16 protein-coding genes are annotated in these 22,662 nt (G+C 64.4%); 7 read left to right on the top strand and 9 right to left on the bottom strand.

Annotation, left to right across the window (positions count from 1 at the left end; genetic code table 11):
* Window positions 1-369 precede the first annotated feature (369 nt).
* Window positions 370-1,083 (top strand): YceI family protein, encoded by a 714-nt coding sequence (locus tag RTQ46_RS22865; RefSeq protein ID WP_312439887.1) that lies wholly within the window; start codon window positions 370-372, stop codon window positions 1,081-1,083.
* Here the strand turns inward: RTQ46_RS22865 and RTQ46_RS22860 are convergent.
* Window positions 1,046-1,675, bottom strand: a complete 630-nt coding sequence (locus RTQ46_RS22860; protein WP_312439886.1) for a LysE family translocator — start codon at window positions 1,673-1,675, stop codon at window positions 1,046-1,048. The genes RTQ46_RS22865 and RTQ46_RS22860 overlap by 38 nt on opposite strands.
* A gap of 311 nt (window positions 1,676-1,986) precedes the next feature.
* Here RTQ46_RS22860 and RTQ46_RS22855 point away from each other — a divergent pair, with 311 nt between their 5' ends.
* On the top strand, window positions 1,987-4,791 hold the full coding sequence (locus tag RTQ46_RS22855; RefSeq protein ID WP_312439885.1) for a 7TM diverse intracellular signaling domain-containing protein: 2,805 nt from the start codon (window positions 1,987-1,989) through the stop codon (window positions 4,789-4,791).
* 46 nt (window positions 4,792-4,837) lie between these two features.
* Here the strand turns inward: RTQ46_RS22855 and RTQ46_RS22850 are convergent, their stop codons facing one another.
* Window positions 4,838-7,975, bottom strand: a complete 3,138-nt coding sequence (locus RTQ46_RS22850) for an NAD(P)-binding protein (protein WP_312439884.1) — start codon at window positions 7,973-7,975, stop codon at window positions 4,838-4,840.
* A gap of 161 nt (window positions 7,976-8,136) precedes the next feature.
* Here RTQ46_RS22850 and RTQ46_RS22845 point away from each other — a divergent pair, with 161 nt between their 5' ends.
* Window positions 8,137-8,691: a phosphohydrolase gene (locus RTQ46_RS22845; protein WP_312439883.1), complete on the top strand. Its 555-nt coding sequence runs from the start codon at window positions 8,137-8,139 to the stop codon at window positions 8,689-8,691.
* A gap of 380 nt (window positions 8,692-9,071) precedes the next feature.
* Window positions 9,072-9,680, top strand: a complete 609-nt coding sequence (locus RTQ46_RS22840; protein WP_312439882.1) for a response regulator — start codon at window positions 9,072-9,074, stop codon at window positions 9,678-9,680.
* Between the two features lie 403 nt (window positions 9,681-10,083).
* Here the strand turns inward: RTQ46_RS22840 and RTQ46_RS22835 are convergent, their stop codons facing one another.
* From RTQ46_RS22835 to RTQ46_RS22805, 7 genes are all read right to left on the bottom strand, one after another.
* A complete protein-coding gene (locus tag RTQ46_RS22835) occupies window positions 10,084-10,305 on the bottom strand; it encodes a hypothetical protein (RefSeq protein ID WP_312439881.1) in 222 nt (73 codons plus the stop codon).
* Window positions 10,306-10,478: 173 nt separating this feature from the next.
* Window positions 10,479-11,177, bottom strand: coding sequence for an urea ABC transporter ATP-binding subunit UrtE (gene urtE / locus RTQ46_RS22830; RefSeq protein WP_312439880.1), 699 nt, complete (start codon window positions 11,175-11,177; stop codon window positions 10,479-10,481).
* Window positions 11,178-11,179: 2 nt separating this feature from the next.
* Window positions 11,180-12,016 carry an urea ABC transporter ATP-binding protein UrtD gene (gene urtD / locus RTQ46_RS22825; RefSeq protein WP_312439879.1) on the bottom strand — a complete coding sequence of 279 codons (837 nt, stop codon included), beginning with the start codon at window positions 12,014-12,016 and terminating at the stop codon, window positions 11,180-11,182.
* Window positions 12,013-13,134, bottom strand: a complete 1,122-nt coding sequence (urtC, locus tag RTQ46_RS22820; protein ID WP_312439878.1) for an urea ABC transporter permease subunit UrtC — start codon at window positions 13,132-13,134, stop codon at window positions 12,013-12,015. Before urtC ends, urtD begins: the two co-directional genes overlap by 4 nt.
* Window positions 13,131-14,738, bottom strand: coding sequence for an urea ABC transporter permease subunit UrtB (gene urtB, locus RTQ46_RS22815; protein ID WP_312439877.1), 1,608 nt, complete (start codon window positions 14,736-14,738; stop codon window positions 13,131-13,133). Before urtB ends, urtC begins: the two co-directional genes overlap by 4 nt.
* Window positions 14,739-14,864: 126 nt before the next feature.
* A complete protein-coding gene (gene urtA, locus RTQ46_RS22810; protein WP_312439876.1) occupies window positions 14,865-16,118 on the bottom strand; it encodes an urea ABC transporter substrate-binding protein in 1,254 nt (417 codons plus the stop codon).
* A gap of 197 nt (window positions 16,119-16,315) precedes the next feature.
* On the bottom strand, window positions 16,316-17,125 hold the full coding sequence (locus RTQ46_RS22805) for a DUF4349 domain-containing protein (RefSeq protein WP_312439875.1): 810 nt from the start codon (window positions 17,123-17,125) through the stop codon (window positions 16,316-16,318).
* Between the two features lie 231 nt (window positions 17,126-17,356).
* Here RTQ46_RS22805 and RTQ46_RS22800 point away from each other — a divergent pair, with 231 nt between their 5' ends.
* The 3 genes from RTQ46_RS22800 to RTQ46_RS22790 are packed head-to-tail and all read left to right on the top strand — an operon-like array spanning window position 17,357 to window position 22,584.
* Window positions 17,357-17,941: a DUF2760 domain-containing protein gene (locus RTQ46_RS22800; RefSeq protein WP_312439874.1), complete on the top strand. Its 585-nt coding sequence runs from the start codon at window positions 17,357-17,359 to the stop codon at window positions 17,939-17,941.
* Window positions 17,938-19,803: an Hsp70 family protein gene (locus RTQ46_RS22795; RefSeq protein ID WP_312439873.1), complete on the top strand. Its 1,866-nt coding sequence runs from the start codon at window positions 17,938-17,940 to the stop codon at window positions 19,801-19,803. Before RTQ46_RS22800 ends, RTQ46_RS22795 begins: the two co-directional genes overlap by 4 nt.
* A complete protein-coding gene (locus tag RTQ46_RS22790; protein WP_312439872.1) occupies window positions 19,804-22,584 on the top strand; it encodes an Hsp70 family protein in 2,781 nt (926 codons plus the stop codon).
* Window positions 22,585-22,662: the final 78 nt, after the last annotated feature.

The following is a 22,662-nucleotide window of genomic DNA, read 5'->3' as shown; positions in this document are numbered from 1 at the left end:
GGTCATTGAGGTGTCCGGCAACCTTGCGCCCGGGGTGTCCGTGCGCCATGTGTGTACTATGCCAGCGCTTTCTTTAATCAGGCTTAGGACTTCATTAAACCGGCCTGATTTTCCTCCCTGCTGCTGTTTCCTTGCTGAATTGGTGCCGATGGTTGAGCTCACCGGCTAAGCTGTTGAGTCATATGGGCATCCTATCGCTCCCCGAGCGTAGTGATCTGCGCCACACATGCTGTGCCAACGAGAAACAGCATAACAGCGCCATATGACGGGGATATGACGCGCGCCAAATTCGTGCGCACTTTCTGCAAGGAACGCAATGGCGCGCCAAATCGCTTACCATCCGGATATCACTTAGTTCAGGAGACCACCATGTTCCATCGCGGCCGCCTTCTGCCAGTATTCTCCGCCTGTCTGCTGCTGGCGGCCTGCACCCCGCCGTCAACGGTCACCCCACCGCCTGGCATGCCTGGCAGCGTACGCGTTGCAACACCGGCCAGCGGCGAACGGCTGCTGCAGATCGACCCGCAGGCCACCCTGCTCACCATCACCGTAAGGCGCGGCGGCGCGCTGGCGCGGCTGGGGCACGATCATGTCATAGCGAGCCGCACCGTCACCGGCTGGGTGGCGCCTGAGCCGGGACAGGCCGATTTCCAGTTCCGCCTCGACGCCATGACAGTCGATGAAAGCGGCTTGCGCGCCCAGGCGGGACTGGACACCACGCCCTCGGGCGACGCGATTGCCGGCACGCGCCACAATATGCTGGTGCGCGTGCTGGACGCCGAACACTATCCGCTGGTGCGGGTGCAGGCCAGGCTGCAGCCGGGTGCGCAGGCAGCCGATGCCGCCATCACGCTGCATGGCGTCACGCGCACAGTGAGGGTGCCGGTCAGGCTGGAGCAGGCCGGTGATGGAAAGAGCCTGCGCGCCAGCGGCGCCGTGGTACTGAAACAAAGCGACTTCGGCATCGTGCCGTTCGCCATCCTCGGTGGCGCGATGGCGGTACAGGACCCGATGGAGCTGGCGTTCGATATCGTCGCCATCCAGGCTAGCGCGCCAGGATCAGCCGCAGCCCCAGCGCAATAAAGATGGTGCCGGCCACGCGGTCGAGCCACAGGCCGGCGCGCGGACGGCGATTGAGCCACTTGCCGACCGCGCCCGAGAAATAGCCGAGCAGGCCAAACAGCACGCAGGCCTGGGCCGTAAACACCAGTCCCAGCTGCGCCGTCTGCCAGCTGGCGTTGCCTTGTCCGGCCACAACGAACTGCGGCAGGAACGACAGAAAGAACAGCACGACTTTCGGATTGATACTGTTGGCAAACAATCCCTTGGCAAACAGCCTGCCCAGCGATTCGTCCGCCAGATTACTCGCGCCATCGATCTTTGCGCCGCCACGGCTGCGGATGGCGCCGAACCCCAGCCACACCAGGTACAGGCCACCGGCCACTTTCAGCGCGGTAAACGCGGTGGGCGAGGCGGCCAGCAGGGCCGACACGCCGATACTGGCCAGCAGCGTGTGCGTAAGGCAGCCCAGTGCACAGCCCAGGCCAAACGCCACCCCCTGGCGCCGTCCGCGCGACATGCCCACGCCCAGCACCATCAGGTTGTCGGGACCGGGGCTGGCGGTGACCAGCACGGCGGCGGCCAGGAAGGCCATCAATTGTTCGGGACTCAGCATGTTCGCGCTCACAGGCAAAAACCGCCATGATACAGAAGTGTTGCGTAGAAATTGTTGCGGCTGCATCAGCACTAATGCATTAATGGCAAGTACTTGCGCTTGCCCCGCACTTGTCGATTAGAATGAGGTATCCATTGCACAGGACTTGCCGCTCGCGCAATCACTCCATACAACCGATGCCAGCCCAGTCCTTTCCAATCCGCCATTCCAGTTCCCCACCGCTGCAGCGCGTGGCGGCGTGGCTGCTATGGTTACTATGCAGTCTGCTTTTCCTGAGCAACAGCGCACACGCCCAGGCCACCCCCACGCCCTTGACCGCGCAGGGCATCCATCACCTGGGCACGCAAGGCCGCCTGTATTTCGCCAGCGACAGCGTACCGCCTGCCGATGCGGCCGCCCTGCCCGCCTGGCTGGCGCGCCAGCGGCCCGCTGCCGAGGTGAACCTGTTCGGCGGCGCCTACTGGCTGCATGCGCGCGTGCGCAACGACAGCAGGCAAACGGCATGGGTCATCGATCCGAACGACACGCTGATCGACACGGTCGACATCCACGTGTATGCACCCGGCCAGCAAGGCGCACCGGTGCCCCTGCTGTCGGGCTACCAGCGGCCGCACGAATACCTGCTGCATTACGGCAAGAACGTCGCGCTGGCGCCGGGCGCCACCTACGATATCCTGATCCATTTCGACAGCCCCTATTACGCGCGCCCGCCCCTGTTTGCCGTCAGGACCCAGCTCGCCTACCGCAAGCTGGTGGGCCAGGAAAATTTCCAGATCATCGCCTCGATCGGCGCCCTGCTGGCGCTGGGGCTGTTCAATTTCTTCATTTTTTCGCTGACGCGCGAAAAAGCGTCGTTCTACTATGCGCTGTATGTGCTGATGTACGGCCTGGCGTGGGCCATGACTTTCCACGTGTTTTCCGACCTGTTCGACTGGCGCTGGCTGCAGCTCCATTACGTGCCCTTCTTCCTGCTGCCCGTCCTCAGCACCCTGTTCTACCGGCACTTCCTGCGCCTGCGCGAACTGGCGCCGCGCCTGCATCAATGGAGCCGCCTCAACCTGGTGCTGCCGTTCGTGCTGATGCCCAGCTGTTTCCTGGCGTCCCAATACGCGCATGCGCTGGCCACCGTCGCCATCACCATCTGGATGGTGCTGGCGCTGGTGTGCGGCATCGTCGTCTGGCGCGGCGGCTACCAGCCGGCGCGCTTCTTCGTGCTGGGGTTTATCGCCCTGATGCTGCCCGGCTTTGTCATCCTGCCGGCCAACCTGGGCCTGATACCGGCGCTGGTCAGCAACGCCCAACTGTTGACATTGCTGGGCGGCACGCTGGACGGCCTGCTGCTGGCCTTCGCGCTGGCCGAGCAGATCCGCCTGCTGCGCAATCACCTGGAACAGCGGGTGCTGGAGCGCACGCAGGCGCTCACGCACAGCAACGCCGCGCTGCTGGCGGCCAAGACGCAGGCCGAAGTAGTGAGCCGCCACCGCATCGACTTTTTGTCCGCCATGAGCCACGATATCCGCACGCCGCTGGCCGGCGTGATCGGCATGCTGAAATTCGCGCTGCGCGACCAGACGGTGCGCGGACGCACGCAGGAATACCTGCGCATCGGCCTGCATAACGGCGAGTCGCTGCTGACCATCCTGAACGACATCCTCGATTTCTCCAAGATCGACGCCGGCAAGCTCACGCTGGAAACGGTGGACTTCGACCTGCTGGCGCTGATCGGCGACGCCACCGGCATCGTGCAGGGCCAGGCCGACGCCAAGAGCCTGCTGCTGCGGCGCGAGCTGGCGCTGGACCTGCCGCGCTACGTGCGGGCCGACCCGACGCGCCTGCGCCAGATCCTGATCAACCTGCTGGGCAATGCGATCAAGTTCACGGCCAACGGCGAAGTGCTGCTGGACGTGCGCTGCAGCCGCACGCCGTCGCACCACAAGGATTGCCACCAGATCGACTTCACCATCAGCGACACGGGCGCCGGCATCGACGCCGACACCCTGCCGCGCCTGTTCCAGAAGTTCGAGCAGGCCGATCACTCGACCACGCGCCGCTATGGCGGCACGGGACTGGGCCTGGCCATCTGCAAGCAGCTGGTGGAGCTGATGGGCGGCAGCATCGGCGTGGAAAGCCGGATCGGCATCGGTTCCCGCTTCCATTTCAGCGTGCCCCTGCCTTCCGGCAGCGCGCCGCCGGCCGATGCGCGCCACGTGCCGCGCAATGCGCGCCATGCCTGCCGCCTGCATATCCTGTGCGCGGAAGACGTGCGCACCAACCAGATCATTATCGGCACGCTGCTGGAAGGCATGGGCCACACGGTCACCATCGTGGAAAACGGCGAGGAGGTGCTGCGCGCGCTCGCTTCCGGCCCGTACGACGCGGTGCTGATGGACGGCCGCATGCCGATGATGGATGGCGAACAGGCGGCGCGCCTGATCCGCGCCGGCGGCAATCAGGCCTTCCCGATCCCCGATGCGCAGATCCCCATCATTGCATTGACAGCCAACGCCAGCGAGCATGACCGGCAGCGCTACCTGAGCGCCGGCATGGACGACTTCCTCAGCAAGCCGGTCGACGAAGCGCTGCTGTACCAAAAGATCGACGCGCTGATCGATTTGCTGCTGGCGCGCGGCCACGAGCTGCCGTGCGCCGTGCCGGTGCCGCCAGCCGAATCCGGCGAAGATGCGCTGGCGCGCCAGTTCGGCCTGGGCAAACCGGCCAAGGGCCCTGTTCCACCAGCGCCAGTGGCCACGCCGCCGGCCAGCGATCCGATGACTGACCCCGTGCATATCCTGCCGCTGGCCGGATTGTCGGCGCAGCACCTGCAGCGCATCGCCAAAGCGTTTCTCGACGAGGCGCCGCGCCGTTTCGACGTGGCCCGCCAGGCTGTCCGCGATGGCAACGCCAGCGCCGTGGCCGCCGCCTTCCATGCGCTGAAAGGCAGCGCGGGTTATCTGAGCCGCCCCACGCTGCACGCGCTGTGCCACCAGATGGAAACGCTGGCGTCGAACGGGGAGCTCGATGAAGTGGAACAGCATCTGCCGCGCATCGAGGCAGCGCTGCGGACGGCGCAAACCGATCTGACCGCACAATTGGTACAATCGGGCAGGCCGGATTAGCGGCCGCAGGCCACGTCATCCGACACATTGCTGCCGCAAGCGGTGCTCAAAAATCCGTCTCCCCCTGGATCACCACCGGATACCCGCTGATCGCGCGCGAGGCCTGCATGCCGGCCATCACGGCCGCCTCGACGCAGCCGGCGTTCAGACCGGTCTTGATCCAGTCGCCAGTGAGGAACAGGTTGGCAAACCCCGACTGGTCGCTGGCGAGGCGGTACCGGGTGCTGCCCACCACCGACATCACGTAGCGCTCGGACGGATCGACATTGGCGCGCCAGTACTGGCTGTCGAAACGCGCCGGCCCGGTGCCCTCTTTTGCGTCCACCAGCCAGTGCCACGGAAACGCGCCCCGCGCTCCTGCCTGCGGCCACAGCGCGCCGATTTCCTCGCTTAACTGGTGCAGCGCGCCCTGCCTGGCCTGCTCGGCGCAGCGGGCCGGAAAGCCCGTGTCGCTCAGCGGCGGATAGCCGGCGATCGGCAGCGCGCTGCAGAAATACGAGACGTTCTTCGGCGCCAGTCCAGCCGGCCAGTCTTCGCGCGCCAGCAGCTGGTCCATCGGCGCCCAGGTGTCGTACGGCTCCGTAAAGGCAGACAATACCGGCTGCTGGCCGCCCGGCTGCGTGGTCCAGCCCAGCTGCGCCAGGTCCTGGTTCAGCCATACCTGGTAGGCCTGGGTAGCCACCGTTTGCACGTTGTCGGCGGTTTGCCGCAGGGCGGGACTTTGCGCCAGCAATTGCGGGCACAAAATCGGCAAGGCGCCGATCGAGATGCCGAACACCACCTTGTCGAAATCCACGCCTTTTTTCAGCACGGTGGCGGGCAGCGGCTGGCCGAAAGCCTGCTGGTAGCGCTGCGGCCAGTCGCTCCAGTACGATTCCAGGTTCACGCCCGCCTCCTGCAGCAATGCCGCCTGCGCAGGATCGAGCTGCGCGTAGTCGGGCGTGGAAGGCCAGCAGGCCAGGCCCTTGACATCAACCAGCGGCGCATAGCCGGCCGCCGGGTCGCGCAGCGCCACCTGTTCGGTGATGCGGATGCTGTCGATCTCGCCGGTGCCGCCGCCGGGCACCAGTTCCTCCACGCGCTGGAAGAACCTGAACTGCACGCCGCGCTGTTTCAGCACTTCGTACAGCGGCGTGAAAACCGTGTCGCCCATGCCGGCCTGCATCTTGAACATGATGCCGCCGCGGTAGGCCAGGCCGATGCGCGCCATCGAGCGCAGCAAGGTGCCGGCCTCGATATTCGGCCTGGAAAAGTCGCCGCCTTCGTAGGCAAACACCAGGTCGTAAAAGCCGCGTACGGGCGCCGAATTGACGCTGAAGCGCTCATCGCCGCCATGTTTTTTCAGCCAGTCGCGAAAATCGATATCGTTGATGACATCAAAGCCGTGCTTGAACACGCCATCGTCGAAACAGCCTTTCATCACCGTGATGCCCAGGTCCAGGCAGGTGAACAGGCGGCGCAGCTCGTCGTCGGCATCGATCAGCGCCCGGTAGCGCAGGCGCAGCCAGGCGCGGATGCCCGTCAGGGTGCTGGCCAGCAGCTGGTGGCGGGCCGCATCGTGGTGCGTGGAGTCGGGCGCCAGGTCGGCCACCAGCGCCACCAGCGCGCCCACGGACAGGCCCACGTCCAGTCCCAGCTCATCGGCCTGGCCCACCACTTCATCGGCCAGGCGGCGCAGCCAGCCCGGCCACTTCCCCTCGGCGCTGGTGCCCAGGTCGGTGGCGGCGCGCGCGATGCGCGCATCGGCGTCGGCCACCTGCCGGATCTGGCGTATCCATTGCTCGATCCAGCCGACCATGGCCACCGCCATCTGCCACAGCGTAATGTCTTCGCCACCCTCGCCCGGCTCGCCCGGCAAGGTGGGGAACACGATCGACCAGTTGCGCCACTCGCCCTTGACGTCTTCCGACAGGGCCACGTAATCCTGCTGCCTGAAGGCGTCGCGCCAGGTGGCCAGGGGTGAACCGGGCGGACGATCGAGCGCGGCATACGCCTTCTTGATCATCTTGAACGCGTTGGCATAGAAGCCGAACCAGATATGCAGGCCGTGCTCCTCGATGCGCTGGCCCTGCTGCGCGTTGCGCCCGCTGGCGCCTTTGCCGCCCAGGCGCCAGCCCAGCTGGTAGACGGTGACCTGGTAGCGGTTCTGCCAGTCCGGCTGCCCGGTCAGATAGTAGGCCGCCGTCAGCGAGCCGACGCCGCCGCCGAGGATGGCGATCTTTTCGGGCGCGATGACGGAATTGTCGACCAGTTCCTCGCCCGGCATGGCCGTGAAATCGAAATGGACCTGGAACGGCAGGATGGCCGCCTGCGCGCCCAGCCGCAGGCCCAGCGTCTGGTTGAGCGGAAAGCTGTCGAACGCGTGCAGCGTGCATTCGTATTCATAACCGAGCAGGCGCGCGCTGTGCAGGCGGTTGATTTCGGCCGGCGCGGCCACCAGCGCCTGGTAGACGGCCTTGACGCCGGCACTGTCCGGAAACTGCTTGAGGAAAATCTGATCGATGCGCGGATTGCGCAATAGCGACAGGATATCCTGCCAGCCGGCCGCATCCATGTCGAAGAAGTCGGGAATCGACAGGAAGATCCTGAACGCCTGCTCGATCAGTTCGAGGAAACTGCCGATCGGCTTGTGCGGCCCGGCCTGTCCGGTGGCGTTCACTTCCAGCAGCGGATGCAGGGCAATTTTCGTCTCGGGCGAAAAAGGATGAAAGCCTTTGGCCGACACCGAACAGCGCAGCGGCTCGGTACCCGCTGCGGGAATCTCGTACTCGCACAGATACTTCGGGTAGCCGAACAGTTCGCGCCCGTTGATCAGCGCCATCGCATCGTCGACAAAGATGTGGCACGGATACCAGTAGATATGCGCGAGTTTCCCTTTCGCATCGATCTCGCCGACCATGATCCAGGTAACGATATCGACTTCGGTGATCCAGCCCTTGGCCTGGTCGGCGGGGTTGGCGGAGTCCGCATGGTTGACGCGCGTAAAGGTCAGCATCACGTACGGCGACAGGGCTTTGAAGGTCAGGTGCTCGCCCGCTACCCGGTTCAAGGTCGTGTCGACGGTGGCCTGCAGTTTTGCCAGGTCGCCTTTCACGAAATAGCCGACCATCTCGGATTGCTTCAGTTGCAGCGGCGAGTGCATCATCACCGAGCCGCCCTGGTAGATATAAGAAGGTCGTGTCATTGCCTGTCCCGGTTGTAAAAAACGCAGCTACTAGTGTAGGTGACGAAGCAAGATTGACGATATGAAATTAATTGCTGAGTCGCTTTGCAGAACCGACGCCCATGCAAAGCCCGGTGTACGATGGTGGCCTGCCCTTTGCTACCGCCAGATTGACTATCGATATGCAACACACTGCCATCACCACCGATTACGTTTCCACTTTTTCCGGCAACCGCTTTTATCCATTGCGCCCCCATATCGACCAGGTGGCGATCGAGGACATCGCCCATGGCCTCGCTTACCAGTGCCGCTTCAATGGCCAGACAAAAACGTTTTATTCGATTGCCCAGCACAGCCTGATCGTCGCCAGCCTGGTGCCGCCGCCCCTGCGCCTGGCGGCGCTGCTGCACGATGCGGCCGAAGCCTATCTGGGCGACATGGTCAAGCCGCTGAAAGTCCTGCTGCCGGAATTTGCCGCGCTGGAAGACAAGGTCACGGCCATCATCGCCGCCACCTATGGCATCGACTTTTCCGACTATGCGCCGATCAAGCGCGCCGACCTGGTGGCATTGGCAACCGAGAAACGCGACCTGATGCCCCACTCCACCGAGCGCTGGGCTTACCTTGACGGCATTGCGCCTTTGCCCGGTATAATTGTTGCCATGGATCCCGGTGAAGCAAAGCAATGTTTCTTGCAGCGCTACCACGAACTGACAGGCTCAGTGGGCGCTGCATGAGGATACGAGCGTGCCACCGTTGCTTTGCCCGCTGCCGCGCTTGCCCGCCCTAAGCTGCGGTTTTTGCACGGCTTTTTCAGATATCCACAGCAACTGTGGATAAAGTTGTTGATAAGCACCTCTTGACAAGCCGCAACGCCAGTACTGATGCGGGTTTCAACAATTTGCTGAATTCGCAGGCAATATTTTAAGTCAATCAAATCAATGACTTGCGATAGCGCTCTTGCGCTTGCGCAGACAGATGCCGAATAAGATGAAAAATATTTTTACTGTGCATAAGCCGGGCGCCATCCGGCTACTGCGCGCAGGCCTGCCCTTTGACAAAGCGCCTGCACTGGCCTAAGGTAGATGCGGCGCGCACGCTCAACGCTGGGAAATGCATGAATACCGATACTGTTAAAGCCGCCAAGGCGGATGATGAACCTGATTGGCTGGTCGATGATCCGCACACCGCAGAAGATGACGAGGCCGGCCAGGCCAGCCCGCCGCCGCCATGGCGCGTGCTGATCGTCGATGATGATGTCGATGTCCACGTCGTCACCAAATTCGCCCTCAGCCAGGCCAGCTTCGAAGGCCGCAGGCTGAGCTTTCTGCACGCCTATACGGGCGAAGAAGCACTGGCTTTGTTGCGCAGCACCCCCGACATCGCCGTCGTGCTGCTCGACGTCATCATGGAAACCCAGGATGCCGGCCTGCACGTGGCGCGCCAGATCCGCGAAGACCTGCACAACAGCGCCGTGCGCATTATCCTGCGTACGGGCCAGCCGGGCCAGGCGCTTGAACACCGCATCATCATCGACTACGATATCAACGATTTCTGGTGCAAGACCGACCTCACCACGCGCAAACTGTTTACCACGGTGATCTCTTCGCTGCGCACTTATGCCAGCCTGCGCGATGCCGAGCGGCAAGTGGCCGACCTGGCGGCCGCGCTCGAACATTGCATTGAGGTGCCGGCCAAGCCTTCCGGGCAGACTGGCCCGGCGTGACTTTTGGTCAGTAAACAACAACACTGGATAGGCATACAGCAGTATTGAGCAACGTCGATTTGTGCATGTCCAAATGCAATCCATGCTGCCCGCCACCGCACTTGCGCTAAGTGGCGGATTCTCAAGCGCTTTTTCAGATATCCACACGGATTGTGGATATCTTTGTGGATAAGGCCCTATTGACAGGCCTCAAAGCCACAGCCAGTGCGGCTTTCAATAAACTGCTCAATCAAGCAGCAGAAATAAATCCCCTACAAATCAAGCACTTGCAAAAACAAGGTTCATGCCTGGAAAATTATTTACGCAATTTCGCTAACCCATCATTTGTGCATAACTGAGCTGTAGTGAGCAAATCGACAATCCCATTCCAGCCCTGCCGGCAACATTGCCAGCGCCTGGTATCTTATTGACTGAACTGGCGCCGTTCCGCCGGCCGCGTCAGGACGCGCTCGATCAGTTCCGGCGCCAGCCGGTATGACTTCAGGTATTCCAACGCGCACACCGTGCCATAGGCGGCTTGCTCGGCAATGCCAAGCTCGACGATCTTGCTCATGGCCAGATCCACCCGTGCATGGGCATGGAGCGGCGTGGCAGGCAGATGCAAAGTATGGTCGGTCGTTATCATGGGCAGGCTCCTGCGGTCAGGTGGAGAGAAGCAAACGAGAATCGGGGAAGAAAGACGAGGGGCGTTACAAGCGGCAACAGGGGAAGTATTGCGCATAAATATGTAATGTCAATGACAAGCGCATATTTGCCGGCAACTTTGTCGTTGCCGGCAGTGCCAGCTGAATGGCGCCGTCAGACAGCCAGGTGGCGCCTGACATCCTCGCCATCCATCAGCCCGGCGGGGCCGCTGGCCACCACGCTGCCGCGCGACAGCACGATAAACTGGTCCGCCAGTTCGCGCGCGAAATCAAAATACTGTTCGCACAGCACGATGGCGATATCGCCGCGCTGCTTGAGCAGGCTGATCACGCGGCCGATATCCTTGATGACGGATGGCTGGATGCCTTCTGTCGGCTCGTCGAAGATAATCAGCTGAGGTTCGGCCAGCAGCGCACGGGCGATCGCCAGCTGCTGCTGCTGGCCGCCGGACAAATCTCCGCCGCGCCGCTGCAGCATGTCCTTCAGCACCGGAAACAGCTCATACACGGTGTCGTCGATGTGCGAGGCCTGCCGCCCCTTCTTGACGGCCATGCCCATCAGCAGGTTTTCCTCGACCGTCAGACGGGCAAAGATATCGCGGCCCTGCGGCACATAGGCAATGCCCAGCCTGGCCCGCGCATGCGGCGACAATTTGGTAATGTCGCGCCCATTGAACACCACCGTGCCCTGCGCCACCGGCAGCACGCCCATCAGGCATTTGAGCAAGGTGGTCTTGCCCACGCCATTGCGGCCCAGTAAAGCCAGGCATTCACCCTTGCGGGCCGTCAGGGACACGCCGCGCAGGGTGTGCGAGGAGCCATAATACTGATTCAGTTGCGTCGCTTCCAGCATGCTTATCTTCCCAGGTAGACTTCGATCACGCGCTCGTCGGCTTGCACTTCGTCCATGCGGCCCTGCGCCAGCACGCTGCCTTCATGCAGCACGGTCACGATGCCCTGCTGCGCGATTTCCGTGACAAATCCCATGTCGTGCTCGACCACCATGATGGAATGCTTGCCGCGCAGTTCGTTCAACAGTTCCGCCGTGCGCGCCGTTTCCGCGTCCGACATGCCGGCCACCGGTTCGTCGAGCAAAATGAGCTGCGGCTCCTGCATCAAGAGCATGCCGATTTCCAGCCACTGCTTCTGGCCGTGCGACAGCAGCCCGGCCAGCCGCGCCTCCTGGCCGTGCAGGCGGATCAGGCGCAGGATGGCTTCGATCTTGCCTTCCTGCTCCGAGGTCAGGCGCGCAAACAGCGTGGTGGCCACGCGCTTGTTCATCTTCATCGCCAGTTCCAGGTTGTCGAACACCGTATGCTGCTCGAATACGGTGGGGCGCTGGAACTTGCGGCCGATGCCGGCGTGGGCGATCGCGTATTCGGTCATGGTCGACAGGTCCATGGTCTGGCCGAACCAGGCCGTGCCGGAGGTGGGCCGCGTCTTGCCGGTGATCACGTCCATCATGGTGGTCTTGCCCGCGCCATTCGGGCCGATAATGCAGCGCAATTCGCCCACCGAAATATCGAGACTGAGCTTGTTGATGGCCTTGAAGCCGTCGAACGAGACGGTGATGTCTTCCAGGTACAGGATGGCGCCATGGGTGGTGTCGACGCCCTCGCCTTTGACGCGCGCATACGACGGGCCCGCCCCGGCTTCGGCCCCGGCCATGCCGGGCAACATGCGGATGCTCATGCGGCCTCCTCTGCCGCGATGGCGCTTTTCCTGCGTTTCAGTTTGGCCAGCATGCCCAGCATGCCCTGCTGCATGAACAGCGTGACGACGATAAACAGCAGCCCCAGCGCGAACAGCCACAGTTCGGGCAAGGCGGCTGTAAACCAGCTTTTCAGGCCGTTGACGGTAAACGCGCCCAGGATCGGGCCGATCAGGGTGCCGCGCCCGCCGACCGCCACCCACACCACCATCTCGATGGAATTGGCCGGCGACATTTCGGACGGGTTGATAATGCCCACCTGCGGCACGTAGAGGGCGCCGGCAATGCCGCACAGCACGGCCGACAGGGTCCAGACAAACAGCTTGAACCACAGCGGGTTATAGCCCAAAAACATCAGCCGCGCCTCGCCATCGCGCACGCCCTGCAGCACGCGGCCCAGCTTGGAGCTGACGATGGCGCGCGCACCGATCAGCGCGGCAAGCAGGAACGCCAGGGTCAGCAGGAACAGCACGGCCTTGGTCTCGGGCGCCGTCACGCTGTGGCCAAGGATGGTCTTGAAGTCCGTAAAACCGTTGTTGCCGCCAAAGCCAGTATCGTTGCGGAAGAACAGCAGCATGAAGGCATACGTCATCGCCTGCGTGATGATGGAAAAATACACGCCCTTGATGCGCGAACGGAACGCAAAGTAGCCGAACACAAAGGCCAGCACGCCCGGCACCAGCACCACCAGCGCCATGCAGTACCAGAAATGTTCGGTGAAGGCCCAGTACCAGGGATAGGTTTTCCAGTCGAGGAACACCATAAAGTCGGGCAAGGCACTCTGATACTGGCCCCCGGCACCGATGGCGCGCATCAGGTACATGCCGTGCGCATAGGCGCCCAGCGCAAAGAACACGCCATGGCCCAGCGACAGGATGCCGGTATAGCCCCAGACCAGGTCGAGCGCCAGCGCGGCCAGCGCATAGCACATGAACTTGCCGACCAGGCCGACCGTGTAGGCCGACACATGCAGCCGATGGCCTTCGGCAAACAGCAGGTTGAAGACGGGCAGCAAGGCTGCCACGATGGTGAAGGCGGCGATCGCCGCCCACACGGGCCGCGAAAACAGGCCCTGCCTGACACGGAGTGAGGTAATCATTCGACGCTGCGTCCCTTCATGGCAAACAGGCCCTGCGGCCGGCGCTGGATGAAAATAATGATGAACACCAGGATGGCGATCTTGGCCAGCACGGCGCCCGCCACCGGTTCCAGGAATTTGTTGACTTCGCCGAGGCCCAGCGCCGCGATCACGGTACCGGCCAGCTGGCCCACGCCGCCCAGCACCACCACCATGAACGAGTCGACGATATAGCTCTGCCCCAGGTCCGGCCCCACATTGCCCAGCTGCGACAGCGCCACGCCGCCGAGGCCCGCAATGCCGGAGCCGAGGCCGAAGGTCAGCATGTCGACCTTGCCGGTGGCCACGCCCACGCAGTCGGCCATGCGGCGGTTTTGCGTGACGGCGCGCACGAACAGGCCGAGCCGGGTTTTATTGAGGATCAGCCACACCGCCACCACCACCAGCATGGCGAAGGCGATAATGGCGATGCGGTTATACGGCAACACCAGCGAACCGAGCACGGTGACGCCGCCCGACATCCAGGCCGGATTGGCCACTTCCACGTTCTGCGCGCCAAAAATCGTGCGGACCAGCTGCATCAGGATCAGGCTGATGCCCCAGGTCGCCAGCAGCGTCTCCAATGGCCGGCCATACAGCCAGCGGATCACCGTGCGTTCCAGCAGCACGCCCACCGCCCCTGCCACAAGGAACGCAGCCGGCAGCGCCGCCACCAGGTACCAGTCCTGCATGCCGGGCAGGTAGCTGCGGAAAAACAGCTGGCACAGATACGTGGTGTAGGCGCCGATCATCAAGAGTTCGCCATGCGCCATATTGATAATGCCCATCAGCCCGAAGGTGATCGCCAGGCCCAGCGCCGCCAGCAGCAGCACGCTGCCCAGCGACAGGCCATAAAAGATATTGCCGACAAATTCGGTGCGCTGCACGCGGCCCTTGATCTGGCCTATCGTATCGACCGCGGCAATGCGCACCGCTTCGTCGGGTTCGCCAGGCTTGCCGTCCGGCCCCTTGTCCAGCATCGCCTGCAGGGGCGAAAGCAGGCGCGCATCGCTGCTGGCGGCCAGGTCCTGCACCGCCTGCCTGCGCACGGCACTGTCGGGTGCGTGCAGATTGGCGCTGGCGATCAGCACCTGCAGCAGCGGCTTGATCTCGGGATCGGTCTCCTGCGCCAGCGCCTTGCGGATCAGCGGCACTTGCGCGGGACTGACGGCCTTTTGCAATTGCTGCGCGGCGGCCAGGCGTTCGCCGCGTTCCGGTGCCAGCAGCTTGAGGCCCGACAAGGCGCCCTCGACCACGCCACGCAAGCGGTTGTTGACCATGACGCCGTCGATGCCGTCGGGCGTGGCCGCCGTCTTGCCGGTGGCAGGGTCGTAGGCTTGCGCGCCATCGCCTTCGACGATCAGCACATCGCCGCGCGGGGTGGCATACAGGGTTTCGGCCTGCAGGGCAAGCAAGACACGGGCGGCCTCGGGCGTGGCCAGCGCGGCGAGCTGGCCGACGGCCGCGAGACGGGCTTCGGGGTCGTCGCCGGCCAGCGGTTTCAGTAATGCGGGGTCGACGGCGGCCTGCGCCAGCGAAGAGAAAAGCAGGCAGGCGAGGACCAGCAGTTTGGGGAGGAGCTGCATTGTAAGTTCCTGATGAGAGCGGCTTAGGGAGTTCGCTTACCCCAAAGGCAAGGACTGGGGTCGGACGGGGACGCCTAGTCCCTGAGGGTCCGACCCCGGCAGTTGCTGGTGGGTTACATATCAGCGTTACAACTTCTGCTTCGCCTCATTGCCCTTGATAAACGGGCTCCACGGCTGCGCGCGGATCGGCTCTTTAGTTTTCCACACCACATTGAACTGGCCGTCGGCCTTGATCTCGCCGATCATCACGGGCTTGTGCAGGTGGTGGTTGGTCGGGTCCATGGTCAGGGTGAAGCCCGATGGCGCCCTGAAGCTCTGGCCGCCCATGGCGGCGATGACCTTGTCGGTGTCGGTGGACTTGGCTTTTTCCACGGCTTGTGCCCACATATGGATGCCGACATAGGTCGCCTCCATCGGGTCGTTGGTGACCACCGAGCCGGCGTTCGGCAGCTTCTGTTTCACTGCATACGCTTTCCACTTCTTGATGAAGTCGGTATTCACCGGGTTCTTGACGGACTCGAAATAATTCCATGCCGCCAGGTGGCCCAGCAGCGGCTTGGTGTCGATGCCGCGCAGCTCTTCTTCGCCGACCGAGAACGCCACCACCGGCACGTCGGTCGCCTTCAGGCCTGCATTGCCCAGCTCCTTGTAGAACGGCACATTCGAGTCGCCATTGATGGTCGAAATGACGGCCGTCTTGCCGCCGGCCGAGAATTTCTTGATATTGGCAACGATGGTCTGGTAGTCGGCATGGCCGAACGGGGTATAGACTTCGCTGATATCGCTGTCCTTGACGCCCTTGCTTTTCAGGAATGCGCGCAGGATCTTGTTGGTGGTGCGCGGATACACGTAATCGGTGCCCAGCAGCACGAAGCGCTTGGCGCCGCCGCCGTCCGCGCTCATCAGGTATTCAACCGCCGGAATCGCCTGCTGGTTCGGCGCGGCGCCCGTATAGAACACATTCTTTTCCAGCTCCTCGCCCTCGTACTGTACCGGGTAGAACAGCAGGCTGTTGAGTTCCTTGAACACCGGCAGCACCGATTTGCGCGACACCGAGGTCCAGCAGCCGAACACCACCGACACCTTGTCCTGCGCTACCAGCTGGCGCGCTTTTTCCGCGAACAGCGGCCAGTTCGACGCGGGGTCGACCACCACCGGTTCGAGCTGCTTGCCCAGCACGCCGCCCTTGGCGTTGATCTCGGCGATCGTCATCAAGGCCACGTCTTTCAGCGAGGTTTCGGAAATGGCCATGGTGCCGGACAGCGAATGCAGAATCCCGACCTTGATGGTGTCGGCGGCAAACGCCGGCTGCGTAAACGCCGAGGTAACCATGGCCAGTGCGCCTGCTGCTGCCGCTTTCAAGATGATGCGTCGTGACATGTTGACTCCTGAGGGTGAGGGATAGGCTAGAGGGGCATACGAATGTTGTTAAAGCAGAATGCATGCCAGCATCGGCCCTGACGCGACAGGAGCAAACGCGCCACGATATGGTGCGCAGATGGTTTTGTCGCACGAAAAAAAACCCGGCTGCACAAGGACTGTGCAGCCGGGTGCCAGAAACGCCACGCGCTGGTGCTTTACTTTGCCACGCCCTTGCGTGGTGCGCGCAGCCGGCGCCAGCCTTTGCGCAGCAGCGGGAACAGGATCGCAAAGCCGGCCAGCCAGGGCAGGATGTAGGCCAGCGCGGTAATCGCGTTGGCCGTGCCCTCGGACAGGTTTTCCGTGAAGTTGCCCAGCGAGCGCTTCACCGGCGACCAGAAGCTGCGCTTGCCCTGCGCGCTGATCGAGACATTCAGCAAGTCCGTATCGATGCGCTGCATCAGCAGCGATTTTTCCGCCGTCGCCTCCTCCAGCTCGGTCTGCACGGTGGCGAGCTCCTTGGTCACCTTGATCAGCGCGTCGACATCGTTGCCCGACTTCTTTTCCAGTTCCTGCAGCTGCGCCTGGTATTGCCTGAGCATTTCCAGCCGTTTGCGGCTGTCCATCACGGGTCGGCCCAGGTCTTCCGCCTTGGTGCCCTGGCTGGTCAGCTCGCCTTCGGCCGCCACCAGCGCGACAATTTTCTGCACCCCGGCCGGCTTGGCGCGCAGACTGATACGCGCCTGCATGTAGCGGCCACTGTCGAGGCTGGAGTCGAGCAGCATGCAGCCATTGGCCGTATCGGCCTTGCAGGCGGCCACGACCTTTTCATACAGCGGCCGCACCTGCGCCTCGCCCGTATCGACGCCGACCGAGTGTTCATAGGCGAGAAACTCGGCGCCCTTTTCCTTGCCCTGCAGGCGTGCCGGACTCGATTGTCCGCCGCTTTCGCTCTTGCTGCCGCAACCGGCCAGCGCAATCAGTGCTACCGCCGCAGCCACCTTGACCAGCTTGATAGAAAATTGCATGATTTCCTTTTTATTAATATGCGATTGCCTGCATTCTATTGCCAAACATAAAACATACGCAACGCGCAAGGCGGACGCCCGCTTTGGCCCTGCGCCGCTAACTGGTATCATGCGGGCAAACGCCGGGCCGTCAAGCAGCCCGAGCCTTGCAACACACCGCGAAGCGGCCCTGCGCATCGAGCCACTCAAGCGCGCGCCGCCGACGCCCTACTATAAGAGAACGCATCCATTATGAGCACACCAAACCATCCGTCGTTCTGGCGCCGCATCCCGCTGGCCTTTGGCGCTTTTTTCAGCACCCTGTCCGATGGCGCCTATGCCGCCCGCGTGGAAAAGCTGAACCTGCCCGAGGCCGCACCGGTCGCGCCCGTCGCCCCGGCGCCCGCACCGGCGCCGGTGCCAACGCCTGCCGCCGCTCCCGTCATCCTGAAGGAAGCCACGCCCGACGCCGCGCTGCAACTGCTGGCGCTGCTGCAACGCGAAGCACGATTGATCGACTTTACCCAGGAAAACCTGGCCAGCCATGCCGATGCCGATATCGGCGCCGCCGCCCGCGTGGTGCATGAAGGCTGCGCCAAGGTGATGCGCGAGTACTTCAGCATTGAACCGGTGCGCGCCGAAAACGAAGGCAGCCGCATCGTGCTGCAGGCAGGCTTCGATCCGGCCACCGTGCGCCTGACCGGCAACGTGGTCGGCTCGGCGCCGTTTACGGGAACGCTGAGCCACCGCGGCTGGCGCGCCGCCGCCGTGCGTCTGCCGAAACTGAACGACAAGCATGACGCAGCCATCCTGGCGCCGGCCGAGGTGGAACTGTGAGCGCCCAGACCTTGACCCCGCAATTTGCGATCGGCATCGACCTCGGCACCACCCACAGCGCCCTGTCGTATGTGAACCTGGGCCAGAGCGACGGCGAGAAATCCGTGCACGGCGTGCTGCAGGTGCCGCAGTTGTCAAGCCCCGGCACGCTGGAAGAGCTGCCGCTGCTGCCGTCCTTCGTCTACCTGCCGCACGCCGATGAAGTGGCGCCCGGCGACCTGGCCCTGCCCTGGGTGACCGAAGAAGCCGAGGCGCCGTTCGTGGTCGGCGAGATGGCCCGCAGCCGCGGCGCCACCACGCCGATCCGCCTGGTGTCGAGCGCGAAAAGCTGGCTGTGCCACCCGGGCGTGGACCGCCGCGCGGCGATTCTGCCGAACGATGCGCCGCCGGAAGTGGCGCGCATTTCGCCCATCACGGCCGCCACGCGCTACCTGACGCACTTGCGCCAGGCCTGGGACAACGCGCATCCGGAAGCGCCGTTCGCGCAGCAGGAAATCACCGTCACCATTCCCGCCTCGTTCGATCCATCCGCGCGCGAGCTGACGATGGAAGCGGCGCAGGCGGCCGGCTACGGCAATCTGACCCTGCTGGAAGAGCCGCAGGCGGCCCTGTACAGCTGGATCCAGACCAGCGAAGGCCGCTGGCGCAAGGACGTGAAACCGGGCGACATCATCCTGGTCGTCGACGTGGGCGGCGGCACCAGCGACTTCTCGCTGATCGCCGTGCTCGAACGCGATGGCGTGCTGGAACCGCACCGCGTGGCCGTCGGCGAGCATATCCTGCTCGGCGGCGACAATATGGACCTGGCGCTGGCGCACCTGGTGGCGCGCAAGCTGGCCGCCAACGGCACCCAGCTCGATGCGTGGCAGATGCGCGCGCTGACCTACGGCTGCCGCAGCGCCAAGGAAAGCCTGCTGGCCGACAGCGGTCTCGATACCGCGCCGATCGTGGTGCCGAGCCGCGGCTCGAAACTGATCGGCGGCTCGATCCGCACCGAGCTCACGCGTGCTGAAGTGTCGACCTTTATTTTAGAGGGCTTCTTCCCGCAGGTGGAAGCATCAAGCCGCCCTGCCGTGCGCACGCGCGCCGGCCTGACGCAGCTGGGCCTGCCGTATGCGCAGGACGCGGCCATCACGCGCCACCTGGCCGCGTTCCTGGGCCGGCAAGTGGGCGCCACCGCCGAACTGGAAGGCTTTGCCGGCCGCCAGTCGAGCGATGCCAGTTTCTTGCATCCGACCGCCGTGCTGTTCAACGGCGGCGTGTTCAAGTCCGACCTGCTGGTGCAGCGCATCATGGGCGCCGTCAACGACTGGCTGTACCTGGAAGGCGCGGAACCGGCACGCATGCTGGCCGGCGCCGACCTGGACCTGGCGGTGGCGCGCGGCGCCGCCTATTACAGCTATGTGCGGCGCGGCCATGGCGTGCGCATCCGCGGCGGCACGGCCAGTTCCTTCTACGTGGCGATCGAGTCGGCCATGCCGGCCATTCCCGGCATGGAGCCGCCGATCCAGGCCCTGTGCGTGGCGCCGTTCGGCATGGAAGAAGGCAGCGAGCTGGAACTGCCGGGCCAGCAGTTCGGCCTGGTGGTGGGCGAACCGGTGCACTTCCGCTTCTTTGCCTCGTCCACGCGCCGCAGCGACCAGATCGGCGACCTGCTCGACTTCTGGGGTCCGGAAGAACTGCAGGAACTGAACGAAATCCAGGCCACCCTGTCGGCGGAAAACCGCCAGGCCGGCGACGTGGTGCAGGTAAAACTGCGTGCGCGCGTGACGGAAGCGGGCACCCTGGAGCTGCTGGCCGTCTCGCCGGACGGCGCCGAGCGCTGGAAGGTGGAGTTCGACGTGCGCGGCACGGCACAATAAATGGCCAAGGCCAGGGGCACAGCGGCGTATCTGGTCGGCATCGACCTGGGCACCACCAATACGGTGGTGGCCTACGCCGATGCGTCGGACACCAGCGCAGGCCTCCGCCTGTTCGACATCGAGCAGCTGCTGGCACCCGGTGAAGTGGGGCCGCGCCCGCTGCTGCCCTCCTTGCGCTTTCACCCTGCCGCCGGCGAGCTGGCGCAGGACGCATTGCGCCTGCCCTGGTCGACGCCCGACGTGGCTGGCGTTCAGGACGCCGTGACAGGCACGCTGGCGCGCGTGCTCGGCGGCCAGGTGCCGGGCCGGCTGGTGGCCAGCGCCAAGAGCTGGCTGTCGCATGCGCAGGTCGACCGCCATGCGCCGATTCTTCCGTGGGGCGCGGCGGACGATGTGGCCAGGGTGTCGCCGGTGGCGGCCAGCGCCAGCTACCTGGCCTATGTGCGCGCCGCGTGGAATGCCCGCTTTCCCGACGCTCCGCTGGAGCGCCAGGAACTGGTGCTGACCATACCCGCTTCGTTCGACGAAGGCGCGCGCGCGTTGACCGTCGAAGCGGCAAACATCGCCGGCCTGCCTGCGCTGCGGCTGGTGGAAGAACCGCAGGCGGCCTTTTACGATTTCCTGCACCGCCACCGCGATGACTTGCGCGTGCAGCTGGCCGGCACGCGCCGCATCCTGGTGGTGGATGTGGGGGGCGGCACCACCGACTTCAGTCTGATCGACGTCAGTTTTGACGAAGATGAAAATGAACCGCAGTTCACGCGCAGCGGCGTGGGCAACCATCTGATACTCGGCGGCGACAATATGGACCTGGCGCTGGCGCATCTGGTCGAAACGCGCATGGCATCTGGCGCGGACGGTGGCATGAAATTGTCGGCCGCGCGCCTGTCGCAGCTGATGGAACGCTGCCGCGCCGCCAAGGAAGTGCTGCTGTCGCAGGACGCGCCCGACAAGGCGACAGTGACGTTGCTGGGCGCGGGATCGCGCCTGATCGGCGGCACGCGCTCGGTCGAGATCACGCGCGAAGAAGTCGCCACCATGATAATCGACGGTTTCTTCCCGCTGGTGGACGCATCGGACATGGCCAGGAAGGGCCGCGCCGGCATCGTTGCATTCGGCCTGCCGTATGCGCAGGATGCGGCCATCACGCGCCATCTGGCCAGCTTTTTGCAGCAGCATCCGGGCGCGCTGCCCGACACCCTGCTGCTCAATGGCGGCGTGTTCCGCGCCGATGCGCTGGCGCGCCGGCTGGCCGACACGCTGACGCACTGGCGCGGCGCGCCCGTCACGGTGCTGCACAACGATAATCCCGACGTGGCGGTGGCGCGTGGCGCCGTTGCCTACGCGCTGGCGCGCCGTGGCCAGGCGCCACGCATCGGTGGCGGCTCGCCGCGCAGCTATTTCCTGGTGCTGGGCGACGCGGGCAAGGACCAGCGCGCCGTCTGCATCCTGCCGCGCGGAGCAAACAGCGGCGAAGAGATCCGCCTGCTTGAGCGCCGCTTCGCGCTGCGCCTGGGCCGGCCCGTGCGTTTTCACCTGGCCTCGTCCACCGGCGAAACCGGCACGCCGCCGCAGCTGGGCCATATCGTCGACCTGAAAGACGGCGATTTTGTGCGCCTGCCGCCGCTGGCCAGCGTGCTGCACGATCCGGCCAACCCGGCCGACAAGCGCGAAATCACGGTGCAGCTGGCCACCGTGATGACGGAAGTGGGCACGCTGGAAGTGCATTGCGTGGCCGAGGACAAGGCGAGCCTGCGCTGGCTGCTGGAGTTCCAGCTGCGCGCCGGTGAAGATCCCGACGACGACGCGGACACGGTCCCGCCACGCGTCAGGGAAGCGCTCGACAAGATCGAGCGCATCTTCGGCGGCAAGGCGCAGAAAGTCGAACCGAAGGAAGTGCGCCAGCTGCGCCAGCACCTGGAACAGGGCCTGGGCGGGCGCGAAGGCTGGGATACCGCCCTGCTGCGCCAGCTGTTCGACGCCCTGCTGCAGCGCGCGCGCGGCCGGCGCCGCTCGGCCGAACACGAGCGCGTGTGGCTGAACCTGGCCGGCTGGTGCCTGCGCCCCGGCTATGGCGACGCGCTCGATTCGTGGCGCATCGACCAGCTGTGGGCCATGTTCGACACGGGCGTGCAGCACCACAAGGACAGCCAGGTCTGCGCCGAATGGTGGACCCTGTGGCGCCGCGTGACGGGCGGGCTGGACGCCGCCCGGCAACTGCGCCTGCTGGACGACTTCGCCTTCAATCTGCAGGCCGATGCGGCCCAGCGCAGCAGCCGCCCTGTCACCCTGGTCAACGGCAGCGCCGACGACATGCTGCGCCTGGGCGCTTCGCTCGAACGCATCCCCGGCAGCTACAAGGCCGAGGTGGGCGCCTGGCTGTTGAAACGCCTGGAAAAAACCAGGGGCAGGACCGACGCCGGCGACGCGCACAGCCTGTGGGCGCTGGCCAGGGTCGGCGCGCGCCAGCCCTTCCACGGCAGCGCGCATGAAGTGGTGGACGCGCAAACCGCCGCCGAATGGCTGGACAAGCTCTTGATGCTGGACTGGAAAAAAACCGAAGCGGCGGCCTTTGCCGCCTCGCATATCGCGCGCATGACGGGCGACCGCTCGCGCGATATCGGCGACGCGCAGCGCGCCGCCATCATCGCCCGCCTGAAAGGCATCGGCGCGCCCGACACCTGGATCGCCATGGTACGCGAGATGGTGCAGCTCGATGAAGCGAGTACAAAACGAATTTTGGGCGAAGCGCTGCCGCCGGGGTTGAAACTGCTGGCATAACGCGGCGAATCCCGGCGAATCCGTCGGATTACGGCGCGGTGGAGTCACGTAGGTCGGATTAGCGCGCAAGCGCGTAAT

This window comes from Janthinobacterium sp. (genome assembly GCF_031995485.1).
Lineage (GTDB): Bacteria > Pseudomonadota > Gammaproteobacteria > Burkholderiales > Burkholderiaceae_D > Janthinobacterium.
Note: the sequence above shows the minus strand (reverse complement) of the source record. Positions and strands in the feature narration are given on the sequence as shown.